At 38.3% G+C, this 18,378-nt stretch carries 16 protein-coding genes and 2 tRNA genes; 4 read left to right on the plus strand and 14 right to left on the minus strand.

Annotation, left to right across the window (positions count from 1 at the left end; translation table 11 throughout):
• Positions 1-134: 134 nt before the first annotated feature.
• Positions 135-1,871, minus strand: coding sequence for a pyridoxal phosphate-dependent decarboxylase family protein (locus tag ABN212_RS03420; protein ID WP_198620710.1), 1,737 nt, complete (start codon positions 1,869-1,871; stop codon positions 135-137).
• Positions 1,872-2,564: 693 nt separating this feature from the next.
• Here ABN212_RS03420 and ABN212_RS03425 point away from each other — a divergent pair.
• Positions 2,565-3,014, plus strand: coding sequence for a hypothetical protein (locus ABN212_RS03425; protein ID WP_196532848.1), 450 nt, complete (start codon positions 2,565-2,567; stop codon positions 3,012-3,014).
• An 83-nt stretch (positions 3,015-3,097) separates the two neighbouring features.
• Here the strand turns inward: ABN212_RS03425 and deoD are convergent, their stop codons facing one another.
• The 13 genes from deoD to ABN212_RS03490 all read right to left on the minus strand — a co-directional run bounded on the left by deoD (position 3,098) and on the right by ABN212_RS03490 (position 16,830).
• Positions 3,098-3,814, minus strand: coding sequence for a purine-nucleoside phosphorylase (deoD, locus tag ABN212_RS03430; RefSeq protein ID WP_100158856.1), 717 nt, complete (start codon positions 3,812-3,814; stop codon positions 3,098-3,100).
• Between the two features lie 77 nt (positions 3,815-3,891).
• Positions 3,892-5,118 carry a phosphopentomutase gene (deoB, locus tag ABN212_RS03435; protein ID WP_349442876.1) on the minus strand — a complete coding sequence of 409 codons (1,227 nt, stop codon included), beginning with the start codon at positions 5,116-5,118 and terminating at the stop codon, positions 3,892-3,894.
• 66 nt (positions 5,119-5,184) lie between these two features.
• Positions 5,185-6,507, minus strand: a complete 1,323-nt coding sequence (gene deoA / locus ABN212_RS03440; RefSeq protein WP_198626229.1) for a thymidine phosphorylase — start codon at positions 6,505-6,507, stop codon at positions 5,185-5,187.
• Positions 6,508-6,577: 70 nt separating this feature from the next.
• Positions 6,578-7,357 (minus strand): deoxyribose-phosphate aldolase, encoded by a 780-nt coding sequence (deoC, locus tag ABN212_RS03445; RefSeq protein ID WP_109372968.1) that lies wholly within the window; start codon positions 7,355-7,357, stop codon positions 6,578-6,580.
• 519 nt (positions 7,358-7,876) lie between these two features.
• A complete protein-coding gene (locus tag ABN212_RS03450; RefSeq protein ID WP_109372967.1) occupies positions 7,877-9,178 on the minus strand; it encodes a NupC/NupG family nucleoside CNT transporter in 1,302 nt (433 codons plus the stop codon).
• Positions 9,179-9,520: 342 nt separating this feature from the next.
• Entirely contained in the window at positions 9,521-10,315 is a 795-nt protein-coding gene (locus ABN212_RS03455) for a TatD family hydrolase (RefSeq protein WP_198620707.1), read from the minus strand.
• On the minus strand, positions 10,308-11,372 hold the full coding sequence (locus tag ABN212_RS03460) for a patatin-like phospholipase family protein (protein ID WP_109372965.1): 1,065 nt from the start codon (positions 11,370-11,372) through the stop codon (positions 10,308-10,310). Before ABN212_RS03460 ends, ABN212_RS03455 begins: the two co-directional genes overlap by 8 nt.
• Positions 11,373-11,501: 129 nt before the next feature.
• Complete coding sequence (locus ABN212_RS03465; RefSeq protein ID WP_198620706.1) at positions 11,502-11,846, minus strand: BON domain-containing protein; 345 nt, start codon at positions 11,844-11,846, stop codon at positions 11,502-11,504.
• Positions 11,847-12,425: 579 nt separating this feature from the next.
• The gene (gene prfC, locus ABN212_RS03470) at positions 12,426-14,015 is read right to left on the minus strand and encodes a peptide chain release factor 3 (protein ID WP_349442877.1); all 1,590 of its coding nucleotides are present in this window, start codon (positions 14,013-14,015) and stop codon (positions 12,426-12,428) included.
• 277 nt (positions 14,016-14,292) lie between these two features.
• Entirely contained in the window at positions 14,293-14,529 is a 237-nt protein-coding gene (locus ABN212_RS03475) for a hypothetical protein (protein ID WP_349442879.1), read from the minus strand.
• On the minus strand, positions 14,529-15,371 hold the full coding sequence (locus ABN212_RS03480) for a type IV toxin-antitoxin system AbiEi family antitoxin domain-containing protein (protein ID WP_349442880.1): 843 nt from the start codon (positions 15,369-15,371) through the stop codon (positions 14,529-14,531). Before ABN212_RS03480 ends, ABN212_RS03475 begins: the two co-directional genes overlap by 1 nt.
• Before the next feature lie 633 nt (positions 15,372-16,004).
• On the minus strand, positions 16,005-16,451 hold the full coding sequence (gene rimI, locus ABN212_RS03485) for a ribosomal protein S18-alanine N-acetyltransferase (RefSeq protein ID WP_109374374.1): 447 nt from the start codon (positions 16,449-16,451) through the stop codon (positions 16,005-16,007).
• Positions 16,420-16,830 carry a DNA polymerase III subunit psi gene (locus tag ABN212_RS03490; RefSeq protein ID WP_023582915.1) on the minus strand — a complete coding sequence of 137 codons (411 nt, stop codon included), beginning with the start codon at positions 16,828-16,830 and terminating at the stop codon, positions 16,420-16,422. Before ABN212_RS03490 ends, rimI begins: the two co-directional genes overlap by 32 nt.
• A 129-nt stretch (positions 16,831-16,959) precedes the next feature.
• Between ABN212_RS03490 and rsmC the strand changes: the two genes are divergently transcribed.
• The 3 genes from rsmC to ABN212_RS03505 all read left to right on the plus strand — a co-directional run bounded on the left by rsmC (position 16,960) and on the right by ABN212_RS03505 (position 18,354).
• Positions 16,960-17,976, plus strand: a complete 1,017-nt coding sequence (rsmC, locus tag ABN212_RS03495) for a 16S rRNA (guanine(1207)-N(2))-methyltransferase RsmC (RefSeq protein WP_198620704.1) — start codon at positions 16,960-16,962, stop codon at positions 17,974-17,976.
• Positions 17,977-18,145: 169 nt separating this feature from the next.
• Positions 18,146-18,232: transfer RNA gene (locus ABN212_RS03500), tRNA-Leu, on the plus strand.
• A 35-nt stretch (positions 18,233-18,267) separates the two neighbouring features.
• Positions 18,268-18,354, plus strand: a tRNA-Leu gene (locus tag ABN212_RS03505).
• Positions 18,355-18,378 lie beyond the last annotated feature (24 nt).

Consider the following 18,378-nt stretch of genomic DNA (forward strand, 5'->3'; position numbering starts at 1 on the left):
ATAATCGCCGTGGTAGTAAAGATAGCCAACTCAGATAATCTGCAACTATTATCATATAAAACAAAAACTGTACCTTAATATGAGTTTCCTCTACTAAAGTACAGTTTGTTTTATTTAATCAGACAAGGATTTAATTAGATTTTTGCAGCCTTTTTCCAGCTCATATTTTGACTCATTTCAGTTAAAATCTTCATGAAATTATCAATATGTGCGCGTTCAGTATTTGGGTTCATAAATACCGCTTTTTCACCTGGAAGATAAATATAACGGTTATTTTTTGCATATTTAGAACAAGCAATAGAATCAACCCAGTTAGTAAATAAGCCTTCTCTACCACGCTGTAAGAAAAGTTTTCTATGCCACTGAGTATTGTGAACCATAAAATCATACGCTTCTTTGTCTGTAGCGCACGTTAACTCTAGATCAAAAGCAACATTAGGATCTTTCACTAAGTTTGGATCATACAATTTAAAGCCAACACTTGGCCCTTGGTTTTGTGGCACAATCACTTTTGCATTGCCCATCTCTAATAACTGATGGCGCATATAGTTCGCGTTTTGCAAACAGTGGGCAATAATAGTTTGGTAACCTTCAATGCCCATATAGTGCATCGCAGAATAAGCACCAAAAATACCCACACCACTACGTGTACATTCAATAGTTGATTGTAAGTGGGTTTGACCTTCTAATTCGTGCTCAAAATAGGTGAAGTTTTCAGGATCGTTTTCCAGTGCAACGAAGTCATTACCATTTTTCACTAGTACTAAGCTTGAGGTGTAAGGTACATATCCCCATTTGTGGAAGTCGATAGTGATAGAGTCGGCATATTTCAGATGTTTGAATTTCTCAACGTTCTGGCGTAAGCCTTCTAAAGTGACATCATTAATTGCTAGAGGGTTACCGCTAAAGTCATATTCTAAGAAGAAAATAATCGGCCAACCAACGGCAGCATCAACGTGGACATGTGGCTTAACAGGGATCTCAAATTCTTCACATAAGCGGTCACGTAATTCACAAACACCTTTCACATCATCGACACCAAAGGTATCTGTTGTGCCTGTGGTTAACATGATAGTTGGCACTTTACACTTAACAGTAAAGCAGGCTCTTAATTCACGCTCTAAGTGTTCTAGATTAATCGTATTATCTTCAGATACTTTAATACGGATCGTTTTGTTATCGACATCAACACCTAATAGTGCAAGGTTGGTCATGTTTGAATAGTGACCACCTTGAGAGTTAATAATGCGATAGTCTTGATCTGCTGCCATACCTAAATGTTTAGAATTTGGCATAGATTTGCGTAAGCCAAAAAGATAACCATATAAGTTACACATGGTGCCACCTTGAGTGAATACACCAGAGGCAACTTCAGGATCGTATCCCACTAATTTTGCGACTTTTTTGATCGTCACTTTTTCTAACGCATCAGCAACACCTGAATATTCGCAATACACCATATTAGGATTGCCCATTAATCCTAAGATTGATCCATAAACACCTGGATCACTTGGCATCGCAATAACGTTTTCAACAGCGAGTGGGTTTTCCCAGTTTTTACACAGTGTCGAAACTAACATCAGTAATTCATTAGGATCGTTTTCTGGGTAATTAATGTTTTGTTGGATTTGTGTATCTGCCATTAAACGTTCAAGTAATTGTGGCCCATTAGAATAACGCTGTAATTGGTCATTATCATTAGTCGTTGTTTTTCTAAACTGTGTAATCGATTGGATGGTTTTATCCTGAAATATCGGCCAATACTTCGGATCTCGGCTGAAAAAGTGAGCAATAACGTCGTGGTATTTCTTCTCAAATTCCGCATTTAGAATGTTAGCAGAAGATAGACCTAATAAATCTTGATTTTTCACTATATTCTCCAAATAGAAACCGACAAAATTTTAAATTGATTGCATAGCAATACTATACATTTTCTAATTAAATTAGTTAGTGCTTCATGCGATCGCATAGGTTCTGCTGGCAACCACATAAAACAAAATATTTTATTTAATATCAATACAATAGAAATTTTCGGAAAGTTAAATTTACAGATGTGATTATTTCATTTATATGCTTATGTGACTGACATCACAATGAAAATAAAGATAAAAACAAAAATAATCACCTGCAATACTATTAACTATTTGAAATATAATCAAAATATAACAATAGAATGCTAACCAACTGATATTACTGAACTCTTAATTTAATTAATTGAATTAATCTGTTATTTCTACAATTGGCACAGTGAAAATTACATTTAATTTAATTAAAAAGAACAAAATCAAAAGAAATCACTATGATATTTTTCATAATTAGCAAATTAATTCTAATTTTAACTATTATTAGGTATAAAATATCGGATAAGGCTGATTTGGCAGATAACATTCAATGAAAAAATAAACAAAGAAATTATCACAGTTGATTATTCTGGAAATAAAACAAATATTGGTTAAAATGAAAATTAGTAACTTGGCTAAATAATCAGAATATTTACTCTACATATTTTGTTTTCTTTGCCGATACTTAAAGTAATAGAGTAGGTAATTAACGGAGAACACAATATGAAAGCACATATGGCTGTTGTTGCTGTATTCGTATTATTATCCGCAAGTGTCCATGCTGAAGAATTTACCTGCCAACTTGAAAATGGTAAGTATGTCAGTGTATCCGCTGAACAGGGAAAACCCCCTGTGTATCGTTATGGCACACTTGCTAAAACAGAGATAACACTACCAGTACCTCAACAACCCAATAATAATGTCTTTTACGGGCATCAGATGTTTGTTGCAGGGGCATCGACTTATGTTCGATTTAAGAATGGGAACTACAGCTACGTTGTTTACGACGGTGAAGGTAGAGGATGGCAATTTAATGGTGTTATTGTTTATAAAGACAATAATATTATCAGTAAAAAAGAGTGCAAAGGGCCATTAACACCAAGCCTGGATAATTTAAAAAATTACTCAATTAAAATGGATCCTTATTTAGAAACCTATATTTATGCACCTTAATTTGCCATATTATTGATTAGACATAAAAAAACCCAATTCAAAGAATTGGGTTTTTACTATTATTAAGCAACGAGATGTATTGATTAGTCTTCTAATAACAGAACAGATTCTAATGCAATTTCAATCATTTCGTTAAAAGTCGTTTGACGCTCTTCTGCTGTAGTTTGTGTCCCTTTTTTGATGTGATCAGAGACAGTACAGATAGTCAGTGCTCTTGCACCATATTCAGCAGCAACACCATAGATACCAGCAGCTTCCATTTCAACACCAAGGATGCCGTATTTTTCCATAACATCAAACATTTCTGGATCTGGAGAGTAGAACAGATCAGCAGAGAAGATATTACCAACACGAACTTTAATATCTTTTGCTTTAGCTGCAGATACTGCATTTTGAACTAATTCAAAATCTGCAATAGCGGCAAAGTCTTGGTCTTTGAAACGTAGACGGTTAACTTTAGAGTCTGTACATGCACCCATACCGATAACAACGTCACGTAGTTCAACGTCTGGTAATACCGCACCACATGAGCCCACACGGATGATCACTTTTACACCGAAATCAGTAATTAATTCTTTTGCGTAAATTGAGCAAGAAGGAATACCCATACCGTGACCCATAACAGAAATCTTACGGCCTTTATACGTACCTGTAAAACCTAACATACCACGAACGTTATTTACTTGACGGACATCTTGTAAAAAAGTTTCAGCGATGTATTTAGCACGAAGCGGGTCGCCCGGCATTAAAACGACATCAGCAAAATCGCCCATTTCTGCGTTAATATGAGGGGTAGCCATAACTCTTCCTTTTAATTGATCTTTTTACTATTTAAATATTATTCGGTAGGTATATTGCTATACCTACCGAAATAAAATTAGAACATCGCTTTACCGTAATCGACTGGTGATAAACCGAAGTATTTCACAACAGTTTGACCGATATCCGCGAAGGTTTCACGATGGCCTAATGAACCTGGTTTAACTTTAGGACCATAAACCAGAACAGGAATGTGCTCACGAGTATGATCAGAACCTGGCCAAGTTGGGTCGCAACCGTGGTCTGCGGTTAAAATAAGAATGTCATCTTCTTTTACCAGTTCCATCAGTTCTGGTAAGCGACGATCGAATAACTCAAGTGCTTCACCATAACCTACAGCATCACGACGGTGACCGTAAGAGGAGTCAAAATCAACAAAGTTGGTAAAGACGATAGTGTTATCACCCGCAAGTTTTATTTCTTCAAGTGTCGCATCAAACAGAGCATCAATACCCGTTGCTTTCACTTTCTTAGTGATACCTACGTTTGCGTAGATGTCAGCAATTTTACCGATAGAAACAACGTGGCCTTGTTTTTCATCAACCAGTTTTTTCAACATCGTTGGTGCTGGTGGCTCAACCGCTAAATCATGACGGTTACCTGTACGAGCGAAGTTACCTGGTTTGTCACCGATAAATGGACGCGCAATAACACGACCAATGTTGTAATCGCCTTTGTTTAGTTCATCACGAGCAATTTCACACAGCTCATATAATTCATCTAAACCGTAAGTTTCTTCATGACATGCAATTTGGAATACAGAGTCAGCAGAGGTATAGAAAATCGGCTTACCAGTTTTCATATGCTCTTCACCCAGTTCATCCAGAATCACTGTACCAGATGCGTGGCAGTTACCTAAGTATCCAGGTAATTTGGCACGTTTAACGATGTTTTCTAACAGCTCTTGTGGGAATGAATTTTTCAGTTCTTTGAAGTATCCCCAATCAAATAGAACAGGAACACCTGCGATTTCCCAGTGGCCTGACGGAGTATCTTTACCAGAAGAGATTTCACTCGCGTAGCCATAAGCACCGATAATATCTGCGTTTTTGTCTAAACCGATAGGGAATTTACCTGTTGATTCTTCCGCAGCTTTACCTAAACCTAAACGGCAAAGATTAGGTAAATGAAGAGGACCTTTACGGCCGTCTCTATCTGCTTTACCGTCAGCAAACGCTTGTGCGATATGCCCTAAAGTGTCTGAACCTTGGTCACCGAATTTCTCCGCATCACCGGCAGCACCGATACCGAAGGAATCTAATACCATGATATGTACACGTTTCATAATTCTCTCTCCTGTGTCATTCTCCGTAGGCTACGGATATGTCACTTATAAATCGTAATTGAGTTCTTATTCGCTGATTTGGCGGTACACCATTGGTGAAGCTTCGCGTTTGCTGTCACCAATTACCATCGCTTTACGGACTTCAGCCGCAGCTTCTTGCCATGACTTTTCACTGTTAGCATGGATCATTGCTAAAGGTGTATCCGTATTGATCTCAGCACCAAGTGCTGCGATGTCGCTTAAGCCAACACTGTAATCAATAGCATCAGTCGCTTTACGGCGACCACCACCTAATGTCACAACAGACATACCTAATGCACGTGTATCCATTTCTGTGATGAATCCGGTTTTCTCAGCGAATACAGGTTTACTTAATACCGCAGTTGGCAGGTATTTATTGTAGTTTTCAACAAAATCAGTTGGGCCTTTCTGTGCTGTAACCATACGACCAAAGACTTCTGCTGCTTTACCGTTATCCAACACATCTTGCAGTTTTTGGCGAGCTTGTTGACGATCATCCGCTAAACGACCTGATACTAACATTTCAACACACAGCGCCATAGTGACTTCAAATAGACGTGGATTACGATATTCGCCTGTTAAGAATTGAACCGCTTCACGAACTTCAACCGCATTACCTGCGCTAGAAGCTAATACTTCGTTCATATCAGTTAACAGTGCAGTGGTTTGACAGCCAGCGCCATTTGCTACTTGGACAATTGACTCAGCCAGCTCTTCCGATTTTTGATAAGTCGGCATAAAAGCACCCGAGCCAACTTTAACGTCCATCACTAATGCATCTAAGCCTTCAGCTAATTTTTTACCTAAAATAGATGCAGTGATAAGCGGGATTGAATCAACTGTAGCAGTAATATCACGGGTAGCATAAAAGCGTTTGTCAGCAGGTGCTAATGAATTAGTTTGTCCAATGATGGCAACGCCGACATTGCGAATAATGTCGCGGAATTTCTCATCATCAGGGAAAATATCAAAGCCCGGTATTGCTTCAAGCTTATCTAATGTTCCGCCTGTGTGGCCTAATCCACGACCAGAAATCATAGGAACATAACCACCACAAGCAGCAACCATTGGCCCTAACATCAGTGAAGTAACATCACCCACACCACCGGTTGAATGTTTATCAACAATTGGGCCATTTAAGTTTAAGCTTTTCCAGTTCAGTACTGAACCGGAATCACGCATAGCTAATGTCAAAGCAACACGCTCTGGCATTGTCATGTCGTGGAAATAAATAGTCATTGCTAAGGCAGCAATTTGACCTTCAGAAACAGTATTATCTCTGACGCCATTAATGAAAAAACGAATTTCTTCCTCAGTTAAAGGATGACCATCACGCTTTTTACGAATAATCTCTTGGGCAAGAAACACTGCAACCTCCTGGTTTTATAGCATTGGTAACGCCCACAATAACGAAAAGTGGGCGTATTTCACGAATGGATTAGTAACCACTAGACGATTTTTGTTCGCCATGACCTAAAGTGGCTAATAAATTACCTAACAGGCTTGACGCACCAAAGCGGAAGTGACGGGCATCAACCCAGTTGTCACCCATAATGCGGTTAGCTAATGCAAGGTATTGAGCAGCTTCTTCAGCGGTACGTACACCACCCGCTGGTTTGAAACCAACTTCTTTGCCAACACCCATATCGTGGATCACTTGGATCATTAACTCAGCGCTTTCCAGTGTTGCATTTACAGGTACTTTACCTGTGGAAGTTTTAATAAAGTCAGCACCTGCTTTGATTGAAATTTCAGATGCTTTACGGATAAGCGCTGGATCTTTCAGCTCACCCGTTTCAATAATTACTTTCAGTAAAGCACCCGCGTCTGCGCAAGCTTCTTTACATGCTTTAACGATATCAAAACCGATTTGCTCGTTACCTGCCATAAATGCACGGTAAGGGAAAACTACGTCAACCTCATCTGCGCCATAAGCTAATGCCGCGTTGGTTTCTGCTAATGCGATATCTAAATCATCATTACCATGAGGGAAGTTAGTTACGGTTGCGATACGGACTTCTGGAGTACCCTGTTCGCGTAACACTTTACGTGCTAACGGAATAAAACGTGGATAGATACAAATAGCGGCAGTATTCCCTTCAGGGCTTTTAGCCTGATGACACAATGCAGTCACTTTTGCATCAGTGTCGTCATCATTTAATGTAGTTAAATCCATCAAAGACAGCGCAAGGCGCGCTGCAGCGGTTAAATCTGTCATAAAACTCTCCAACGATGTTTCTCAAGCCCTTTTGGGCGTACGCTTAAGGTTAGCGATTAAATTTGTTGGCGAGCGGACTTGGTTCCTTGAAGATGTTGTTGTAACTTGCGCTACAACGACAGCTGAGCTCCCTCTCACCGCGCTATGCTCACTTCGGCGACCCGTCATTGAGCCTTCGCCATTCCATGAAGTTTCAGCACATCTTATTTGAACACGCTAAGGAACAATTAGATGTGCTTTACGTCACACTAATCAAATGCAACTTGCAAACAATGACATATAAGTGTGACCAACATCACAATTAGGTCATTTTCTGGTTTAATGTTACTCGAATAACGCCTCTAAGTCGTCTTTATAACGCAAAAAAAGCGAGATCAATATGAAATGATATCGCTATTGACCCTATTCAATACAAATTGCGAAATATCTCTCACAATAAAAGTAGTTAACATTACAGCAGAAAACAAACATAAAAGAGCAGACAGGCAAAACCCATCTGCTCTTTATAATCAAAATCAATTAAGCAGCAACAACAGCCATTGCGGTTAATGCAAAGAAGAAACCTGCAATCGTCGCACTCATTAAGTTAGAGAGTGTACCAGCAAGTACGGCTTTCATCCCTAAACGAGCCACGTCTTTACGGCGATTTGGAGCCATTCCGCCTAAACCACCTAGCAGTACAGCAACGGAAGAGAGGTTAGCAAAACCGCACAGTGCAAAGGAGATAATTATCTTTGTTTGCTCTGATAAGATGATTAAGCCTGATGCAGCAACTTGAGCTTCATCTTGTAGATATTTGCTAAATTCAGAGTAAGCATAGAATTCATTAATAACTAGTTTTTGACCAATAAATGAGCCAGCAACGGTCGCTTCACTCCAAGGTACACCGATTAAGAAAGCAATAGGTGCAAAAACCCAACCTAATACTAATTCTAATGAGAAATTCTCATAACCAAACCAGCCACCAATGCCACCTAAGATACCATTGACTAATGCAATTAACGCAACGAAAGCAAGTAACATAGCACCGACGTTAAGTGCCAGTTGTAGACCTGAAGATGCGCCAGCTGCGGCCGCATCAATAATATTTGCTGGTTTTTCTTCATCGGTCATTTTATCCAGCGCATCTTTTTGATCGTCTGGCGTTTCTGTTTCAGGGATCAACAGCTTAGCAAAGAGTAAACCACCTGGTGCTGCCATAAATGATGCCGTAATCAAATACTCTAATGGCACACCCATGCTTGCATATCCAGCAAGAACAGAACCCGCAACAGAAGCAAGACCACCACACATAACAGCGAATAACTCAGAGGTTGTCATTCTTGCAATATAAGGACGAACAACAAGCGGAGCTTCGGTCTGACCCACAAAGATATTGGCTGTTGCAGACATCGATTCTGTGCGTGATGTACCAAGGACTTTTTGTAAACCACCACCAAGAATCTTAATCACAATTTGCATAATGCCGAGGTAATACAGCACAGCAATTAAAGAGGAGAAAAACACGATAACAGGCAGTACGCGTAGGGCGAATACGAAACCGCCACCACCAAACAACTCGAACATTTTATCTGATACTAGGCCTGCAAATAGGAAGCTCATCCCATTATTGCCGTAATCAATAACATTCTTAACACCATCAGAAACCGCAAGAAGCACTTCGCGACCACCGTCGGAATAAAGAACAAATGCACCTAAGCCAATCTGAATAAGGAATGCGCCACCAACTGTACGTAGTCTAATTGCACGTCGATTGCTGGAAAATAGAATGGCTATCAATATTAATGTTGCCATTCCGACCAAGCTCATAATGAGTTGCATTGAAGGATCCCTGTTCACATAAAAATTTAATGGATTATCAATAATGCTCTAGCCTGAGATTATTGACTCTTTTTGCCAGATAATTATACCTAGTCCAGAAAAAGAACCCTCTATATCCATCACAAATAGCGCTTGAAAAAAGCAACACAAAACCCACAAATGAGAAGTAGATCACATAAATAAACCTAAAAAACGCACTTATTGAATAGGCTAATTTAAAAAAAATATCATTCGATTAACAAATGATGGCTTTAATCTTAAATAGCAGAAATAAATGAACGTTTTATTTGTATAAGTACAATTAAAATAAGGCGTATTTTTAATCTTTTTGATTAAATAAGTTTAGGATAAAGACGAGGTGTTATCTTTTAATCGGAATAATTGTAGGCTATTGAGATAGAGTTGCTCTGCGATCACCTCTGGTGATCCTTGACGCAGCTCACAGAGTTGGGAAAAAACGTTCTGAATACGCTCAGGGCGATTAGGTTCACCTTGAAAACCACTCACAGGCATATCAGGAGCATCTGTCTCTAATAACAGATATTCTAGTGGTAACGAGGCAATTGCGCGGCGAGTTTTTTGTGCTCGCTCATAAGTAATAGTTCCACCAACGCCAATAAAATAGCCTTGCTGAATAAACTTTTCTGCCTGTTGCAGACTTCCTGCAAAACCATGAATAACCCCTTTGCGAGGCACATCATAACGGCGTAAAAGTGCGCTTAACTTATCGTGGGTTTTACGTGAATGTAGGATCACAGGCAAATCAAATTCAATCGCTAGTTTAAGCTGTGCAATTAAAAACGCCTCTTGCTTCTCAGGCTGAGGATTATCCATATAGTCATCAAGTCCTATCTCTCCGATGGCAACACAACGAGAAGCTGTTTTTAATTTCTGTTTTAATTCCAAGAGATGCTGTTCAGTGTGCTCTTCAATATATAAAGGGTGTAACCCCAATGCACAATATAATTGATGATGATTATTCGCTAACTCTGCAACAACATCAAAATTCCAACGTGCAACGGCGGGAATAATTATTTTTTCAATATGAGCTTGATGTGCTAGTGACAAGCTGTTGGCAATATCATCATAAAAAACCGGAAAATCAAAATGGCAGTGAGTATCAATAAATTTATTCATTCTGAATTTGCCTCACGTCAGGATGTACGCTCCGAGTTCCTTGTTGAATAATGGAAGCATTCTCCGCTTTATCAGCCTTCGCTTCTTGTTCAAACAAACTAAAGACTTTTCTATCGTACTGTTTGAATTTTTTCTTAGAAAAATGCTGGCCAATTGTCGCCAGAAAATAACGCCCGCAACGTCTACCCACATGATAATCATGATTTAATGCATTTAAACGACTTCCTAATGCACTAGATTGCAATGTAGTTGGTGGATATATTTCAATAACAACAACATCTTCTGGGGGAGATTGGATAAATTTAATTGTGTCGGTATAGGTTTCGATATGGACTTGAGCCATCGCCATAAAGCGCTGTAAACGGCTATTTTCAAACCATTTTCCCATACGCTCAACCCATTCTGTTGTGTATTGATATTCAGAAGGAACGGTACGAACAACGACAATAGTACGACAACCACGTCGATAAGCTTCTCTCACAGGAATAGCATCGCTGATACCGCCGTCATGATAAACAACATCATGAAATAAGACACCATTACGATAAAAAGCAGGAATGGCACTGGATGCTTTGATTATCTCAAGCCAAGTCGGTTCATCGGGCTGAAAATAATTTGCCTGAAAATTATCAGAACGACTTGCCACCATATAAAATTCGCGACCCGCATCAAAACGGCGTAATGCTGTTGGCATATCAAGAGGCATTTCTTTAGCCGTTGTTTCTATATACCAATCAAGATCGAGTAAATTACCGCCACGAACAAAGCGAATAGGATTGAAGAATTGATTATTGGTTGTATAGCGATTAATAATTTTACGTGCATACCCACGCTGACCACAGGCAAAAGCAGATAAATTTTGCGCTCCCGCAGATACCCCAAGTAAAATATCAAAGGGATCAAACTGTGAACGCATAAATTCATCAAGAACACCCGCAGTAAAGATCCCGCGTTGCCCCCCGCCTTCACAAACTAAAGCAACTTTACCTTGTGGCAGTGATGATTGAAATTCGAGTGCTGTAATATTATTTAATGTGACAGGTATATACTTCCCCATAATGTCTCCTTTATACAACTTAACAAAGGATACCCTCACATTTTTTTGGCGTCATTCTTTTTACGTATTCATATAAATAATTTAGACAATATCTTCTTAGAATATGACGAATATAAAAGAAAATCATATTTATGATTTGATATTTACATCTGAGTCTACGCTTTTAACACCTGCAATTTTTTCAATAACTTGCAATATTTTTTCTTCTTGCGCTTTACTATCAACAAAACCTGAAAGAAAGACATGCCCAAATTCAGTACGAATAGAAATATTGTCACTATCGATATCTTGCATTGCCAATAGCGTATCTTTAATTTTATTAGAAATAGAAGTATCGCTTAGATTCTGCCCTGTGTTATTCGTTACAGTATTAATTTCGCTATACCACGATGTTTCGGCTGACGCGCCCATACTGAAAAAAGTTAAGCCCATTGACATTACTAACGCTAATTTTAGCGTTTTATATTGTTTCATTGCTCTCCCCCTAATCACAATAACTGCGATAGGAAATATGTGTATTTTTAATATGTGTATTTTTATTAAGTACTAAAAAATTTTAACAAACTAAGCTATTACACTAATAATCTATTGGCATTTAATAAAGCAAAAAATAACAAATAAAGACTAATCCTAATGATTTTATTCTATTAACAACCCATAAAATTATAAAAAATTTTACATTTATTTATAAATAAGTATAAAAACGAGTATAATTTTAGCAGAAAAAAAAAAGAGTAATTCCGAATGAAGAAGGGCTTTGGGCAGGATATTCAGGGTATACAAAACGAATTTGATAGAGAAATCGAGTATCTCACAGAGTGTTATTGTTAAATAATGTGCAATGAGGTAAAAAAACAAAAAAGGCTATATTAAAAATATAGCCTTTTCATTGAGTTAAATATTCAAATAACAGCCCCCTTACTCTAAATAATTCAAGGTGCAACTAGGCGACAACTGAATGAGTCGCTAGGAGCATACATCAGTATGTGACTAGTGCGAATGAACGTAGTCAACAACGCTGCAACTTGAAGTATGACGAGTAAGAACGAGTATTTAGTGTTCACGGGTCTGATGGAACTCAACCTCAGGATAACGCTCACGCGTTAAATTCAAGTTGACCATCGTTGGTGCGATATAAGTTAAATTATCGCCGCCATCAAGTGCCAAGTTTTGTTCATTTTTACGTTTAAACTCTTCGAGTTTTTTCTCGTTATTACATTCAACCCAGCGTGCTGTTGAAACGTTAACGGATTCATAAATTGCTTCAACGTTATATTCACTCTTCAGTCTTGCAACAACCACATCAAACTGAAGCACACCCACGGCACCTACGATTAAATCGTTATTTGCCAATGGTCTAAAGACCTGTACAGCACCCTCTTCTGATAACTGTACCAATCCTTTAAGTAACTGTTTCTGTTTTAACGGATCACGTAAACGAATACGGCGGAACAATTCTGGGGCAAAGTTTGGAATACCTGTAAACTTCAGGATCTCACCCTGAGTAAAGGTGTCACCAATTTGAATGGTTCCGTGGTTGTGAAGACCAATGATATCCCCAGGATAAGCATGCTCAACATGAGAACGGTCACCCGCCATAAAGGTTAATGCATCTGAAATTATCACATCTTTTTTGAGACGAACTTGATGCAGTTTCATGCCTTTATCATACATACCAGATACAACACGTAAGAATGCAACACGGTCGCGGTGTTTAGGATCCATATTTGCTTGGATCTTAAAGACGAAACCTGTGAACGTTTCTTCAGAAGCGGTAACTTTACGCACATCGGTTTCGCGTGGCATTGGTGCTGGCGCCCATTTTACAAGGCCATCAAGCATATGGTTAACACCAAAGTTACCTAATGCTGTACCAAAGAACACTGGAGTTAATTCACCAACTAAAAATGCCTCATGATCAAATTCATGAGAAGCACCTAATACTAATTCTAATTCATCACGTAATTGACTTGCTAAATCATCACCAATAGCTTCATCAAGCTCAGGGTTATCTAACCCTTTGATGACACGAGAATCCTGAATAGTGTGACCTTGACCTGTTTGATAAAGATAAGTTTCATCTTTCAGAATGTGGTAAACCCCTTTGAAGAGCTTTCCGCAACCAATAGGCCAAGTAACTGGGCTACACGCAATTTTTAATTCTGTTTCAACTTCGTCCATGACTTCCATTGGATCACGAATATCACGGTCGAGTTTATTCATAAAGGTCAGAATTGGGGTATCACGTAAACGTGTTACTTCCATTAACTTACGAGTACGATCTTCGACACCTTTAGAGGAGTCAATGACCATTAAACAGCAGTCAACTGCGGTTAAAGTACGATAAGTATCTTCAGAGAAGTCTTCATGCCCCGGAGTATCTAATAAGTTAACTAAGCAATCTGCATAAGGGAACTGCATGACTGAGGTTGTAATAGAAATACCACGTTGTTTTTCCATTTCCATCCAGTCAGACTTTGCATGCTGATTTGAACCGCGGCCTTTTACGGTTCCTGCACGTTGAATTGCTTGTCCGAATAACAACACTTTTTCAGTGATGGTTGTCTTACCCGCATCGGGGTGGGAAATAATGGCAAAAGTTCTACGACGAGCAACTTCTTGCTGAAAAATAGGATTAGACATCAATGGTGATCTTCTAGTTGATAGACGAGAGAATGTAAAACACTGATATATTGCTATAAGTAACAATTAAAGTGACTATAAAGACATTCAACCCGTAAGTTAATCTTAATTGGCGCTTATTTTCGCCTATCTTGTCAGTATAAACAATCAATGGTTGCGTAATTGGTTACCATTTCTACAATTTAAACTGCAATACTCGATCTTGTAACAGTTAATATTGTAACAGGAGCACGGCATGGAAGTGTTCAACACGACATAAATGTCTATTTTTTAGAAATCATATACCGAGAACATCTTTCAGCTTTTCTAGGGCTTGTGCATGTTTTTCATTCGGCATTCTTGCCAAATTAATTTGTTTCCATTTGATGGCAAGAAGCTCACTGGCTCCATCCAAGCTGAGTAAAGACCAATTGGGCTTTCGATTTTTGAAGGATAGCAAAAAAGCCTTTTCAATATTGGTCAGTCCTTGGTGAATGAGGTCTACTAGGCGCACCCTTACGGCTTCTAGTTCCACTAAACTGATCCTTTACTTGCCAATGCCATATGCTGAGGTACTGTTATTAGATACTCTGTATCCAACTTTCCACCTTTAGCAACAACACGTTTATCTGAGCCTAAATCGTAATTTTCTACATTTAACTTATCAAACCAAGGATAAGCTTGGCGTTTTGCAAGCCAAAAGAACAAGCGTTTGGCCTTTACGCTTTTACATGCTTTTAAGAGCGTATCAAGCTTTCTTTGAGATAAGTTCACCAACCCCTGCATTAACTCATCGGCATGTTCAAATGGCTCACTTTCAGGCAAATCCACCAACACCTCCAATATGGCTTTTTCCGAGCATGAAAAATACACAGGTGGCAATTGCTCTTCCCATTTATACTCTTTAACAAATGCTCTATCTTTGAATAAGCTATCAGACCAAAGTTTACTTGTACTATGCCCTTCGAACTTAATTGGTAATGACAGTCTCGCAAGCCAGGAGGGAAGCTTTCTCGCTGCATATAAATGAATATGAGGTGTACTCCCTAATGACAAATATTGTGACAAACCAGATATGGAAAGCGCTGACAATCCACCTACCACAACAGGCGGAAGTTGTTCATCTACACTTTTACCCATCATACGCTGCATAGAAGCTACTACGCCTTCCCAAGTGACAGATCGGGAATACTGGCTGTAAACACCTGTAGCTAGTAGCAATAACGTATCGGTTTTGACAGCGTTATCTAATGAATGCGCACTCAAGCCCTGCTCTGCAAGCCATTTCTTTGTAGCTAACATGCCATAAGGTAAAAGAGTTTTAAGAGACTGTTTATAAGACTCTTTCACCGTTTCTCGCAGGGAATGACTAATCATTTCTAAACACCAAATCCTTTCTCTAGTTTATCTTTTTATCATTTCACGGCGAAAATCGCCGTATAATAGCCAATTTTTAAACCCACACTACTAAAACCTAGAAGGCTTACTTAGTTCAGTCTGCGAGTAACATCTGCAATGCTTTGGTTTGTTTGCTTTGTAAGAACCAATCTAACTATCGCCTCATAGAGTAACCTTGTTTTCATTGAAACTCTCAGCATACCGATGTTTACTAAAAATTTTACAAGTTACCTTTTTGAGCTACTAATAAAGCAAAGAATTAGCCTATTTATTTTCGGTTAAAATTGGGATTGAATATAAAAACCAAAATAAATACACCTTTATTTAGATTTAATTTTTCTATATTTAGAGATCAATCACTTTATTTAAAACAAAAATAAATACTCAATTTACTTATTTTAAATACTATTCACCTTTTTAACACCGTGATAATCACCTAGTGTTTTAAAATTAAACGATGACAAAAGTGAAATTAACTTTATAAATTTACATTAAGTAAAAATAAAGATAAATTTTAAATACAATTAATAAAAAATAAAATTCTAATACTTTAAATAAAATAAAAAACGCCTAATAGAAGGCGTTTAAAATTTAACTTAAATAAAAATTTAATTAGAAAGAAATAGGATAAGCCATGATAATCGCATCTTCATTCCCCGTCTTTGTTGGGTAATAGTTTTTGCGTTTCGAAACGAAATTAAATCCTATAGATTCATAGAGATTGAACGCTTTTTCATTAGATTCTCGCACCTCTAACCACAAGGTGGTGATATTTTTTTTCTCAAGTTTTTCAATTAGTTCTAGTAAAAGCGCTTTGCCATAACCTTTTCCCTGATAATCAGGATGGATTGCAATATTAAAAAGTGTTGCCTCATCTAATATTAATTGCGTAATTGCGAAACCTACAATAATATTATCAATGCAAATTTTCAGATTAAAATAATGACTTCCTTGGTTACTATAAAATGTTTCTTCACTCCAAGGGAATGAGTGACTTAATTTTTCAATTTGCCATGCTAAAGGTAAATCAGCAGGGTTTAAGAGTGAAATGGTCTTCATATTGATAGATTTGTTTCCAAAGATCGCGTTTTGCATCAGCATCAAAATATAACTGATGTAATGAAGGGCTTCTCAGAGAAGTATATTCAGAGGGAAGTATGAGATCAGTGCCTAATAACCAGCAGGGAAGATCAAATGATTCTGTGAGCATGCTCACATCATCTGTTGTAATACAATAGATTTCGTCTTTATCTATCCCCATGGCGCTAAAAATATCAGAGAAAAGCCCGTTATTTAGATCAACGGTATCATCAGTAATGATAAGTAAACGTGTTGTATCCGGAAATTGAACAGAATGCTCGCCTTTTAACACAGCAGGCTTACGAAGTACCCACTGACGAATTCCAAGTTGGGATAACATTCTGTCTTTACGGCTCATTATGCTTACCTATCAAGTGTAGAACAACGGTACATAGTATCAGAGGGCATAAACTACGCCAATAAATAGCGTCGGTTTCTTTATATCTGATATCATGCGTCTCATGTTTTTTAAGGAGTAATAATCATAATGTCCTCACTGTCCCCTGCTAGCGAAGTTATTCTTCGTCACCTAGATCATTTCGCAGACAGGCATGTACTTATTGCAGGTGATCTTCAAGATACTTTCGCGGCGCAAATTCAGGCGAAAAGTGTCAGAGCATATACCAACCAATATCACCAATGGCTACCATTACTAAAATCAATGGGTGATAACGTACTCTTTGGTTTAGTTGCTGATCAATCCTTTGTGAAATATTGCAATACCTTGATCTATTTTTGGCCTAAAAATAAAAACGAAGCCACTTTCCAACTGCGTAGCCTTTGCTCTAACTTACAAGTGGGTACTGAAATCTTTATCGTCGGTGAAAACCGTAGCGGTGTTAAAAGTGCCACAGAATTAATGAACGGTATCGCTAAACTTAAAAAAATAGATTCAGCACGCCGTTGTAGCTTATTTTTTGGTACTCAAACATATCAAACACTGTTTGACCGTAATAACTGGTGGCAAACTTATCGCCATGACGATCTTACTGTAATGGCATTACCGGGTGTATTTAGCCAAAATGCATTAGATGAGGGTAGCCGTTTATTACTATCAACTTTTGATGATGCAATGGTTGGAGATTTACTGGATATGGCATGTGGTTGTGGTGTTCTTGCTACTGTACTTGGCAAGAAAAACCCAATGTTGAAACTAACACTGTGTGATGTGAATGCTGCGGCAATTTCTTCTAGTATCGCTACCTTAAACGTGAATGAATTAGAAGGTCGAGTGATTGCAAGTAATGTCTATTCAGCAGTTGAAGAGACTTATGATTGGATAATCTCAAACCCACCTTTCCATGATGGTTTAGGTACAAGCTATGAAGCAGCTGAAGATATTATTCGCCTTGCACCAAATTATCTAAAAAGAGGCGGTAAATTACGCATTGTGGCGAATTCATTTATCCCTTATCCAGATATACTGGATCATGTATTTGGCTCTCATGAAGTGCTTGCATCAACAGGTAAATTCAAAGTTTACCAAGCAACTAAAAAAGAGTAATCACAAGCCCTGTTATTTATAACAGGGCTTTATTTTTGGACTGATTTTAAGTAATGCTCCAAGGTGTTTTATTTTTCATCACCAAGATAATTTATTGATAAAAAATAATTGACGCCAAAAATAAAAAGCATAAAATTCGCCACCTATCTGCACAGATGATGTTGATATTGCGAGAGTGGCGGAATTGGTAGACGCGCTAGCTTCAGGTGTTAGTGTCCTTACGGACGTGGGGGTTCAAGTCCCCCCTTTCGCACCAAACAATTTGTAGAGCAAAAATGATTGAGTAAAACTGCGAGGATGGCGGAATTGGTAGACGCGCTAGCTTCAGGTGTTAGTGTTCTTACGGACGTGGGGGTTCAAGTCCCCCTCTTCGCACCACTCAATGAGCCTTTATTTTTTCCT

The sequence above is a fragment of the Proteus genomosp. 6 genome (assembly GCF_040139785.1).
In the GTDB taxonomy this organism is placed as follows: domain Bacteria; phylum Pseudomonadota; class Gammaproteobacteria; order Enterobacterales; family Enterobacteriaceae; genus Proteus.

Excerpts from the sequence above, each read along its gene's own strand:
- prfC (WP_349442877.1), bottom strand. The coding sequence starts at position 14,015 with ATGTCTAATCCTATTTTTCAGCAAGAAGTTGCTCGTCGTAGAACTTTT.
- ABN212_RS03460 (WP_109372965.1), bottom strand. The coding sequence starts at position 11,372 with ATGGGGAAGTATATACCTGTCACATTAAATAATATTACAGCACTCGAA.
- ABN212_RS03465 (WP_198620706.1), bottom strand. The coding sequence starts at position 11,846 with ATGAAACAATATAAAACGCTAAAATTAGCGTTAGTAATGTCAATGGGC.
- deoD (WP_100158856.1), bottom strand. The coding sequence starts at position 3,814 with ATGGCTACCCCTCATATTAACGCAGAAATGGGCGATTTTGCTGATGTC.
- ABN212_RS03425 (WP_196532848.1), top strand. The coding sequence starts at position 2,565 with ATGAAAGCACATATGGCTGTTGTTGCTGTATTCGTATTATTATCCGCA.
- ABN212_RS03450 (WP_109372967.1), bottom strand. The coding sequence starts at position 9,178 with ATGCAACTCATTATGAGCTTGGTCGGAATGGCAACATTAATATTGATA.
- ABN212_RS03480 (WP_349442880.1), bottom strand. The coding sequence starts at position 15,371 with ATGATTAGTCATTCCCTGCGAGAAACGGTGAAAGAGTCTTATAAACAG.
- ABN212_RS03455 (WP_198620707.1), bottom strand. The coding sequence starts at position 10,315 with ATGAATAAATTTATTGATACTCACTGCCATTTTGATTTTCCGGTTTTT.
- rimI (WP_109374374.1), bottom strand. The coding sequence starts at position 16,451 with ATGAAGACCATTTCACTCTTAAACCCTGCTGATTTACCTTTAGCATGG.
- deoB (WP_349442876.1), bottom strand. The coding sequence starts at position 5,118 with ATGAAACGTGTACATATCATGGTATTAGATTCCTTCGGTATCGGTGCT.
- deoC (WP_109372968.1), bottom strand. The coding sequence starts at position 7,357 with ATGACAGATTTAACCGCTGCAGCGCGCCTTGCGCTGTCTTTGATGGAT.
- rsmC (WP_198620704.1), top strand. The coding sequence starts at position 16,960 with ATGTCCTCACTGTCCCCTGCTAGCGAAGTTATTCTTCGTCACCTAGAT.
- ABN212_RS03490 (WP_023582915.1), bottom strand. The coding sequence starts at position 16,830 with ATGAGCCGTAAAGACAGAATGTTATCCCAACTTGGAATTCGTCAGTGG.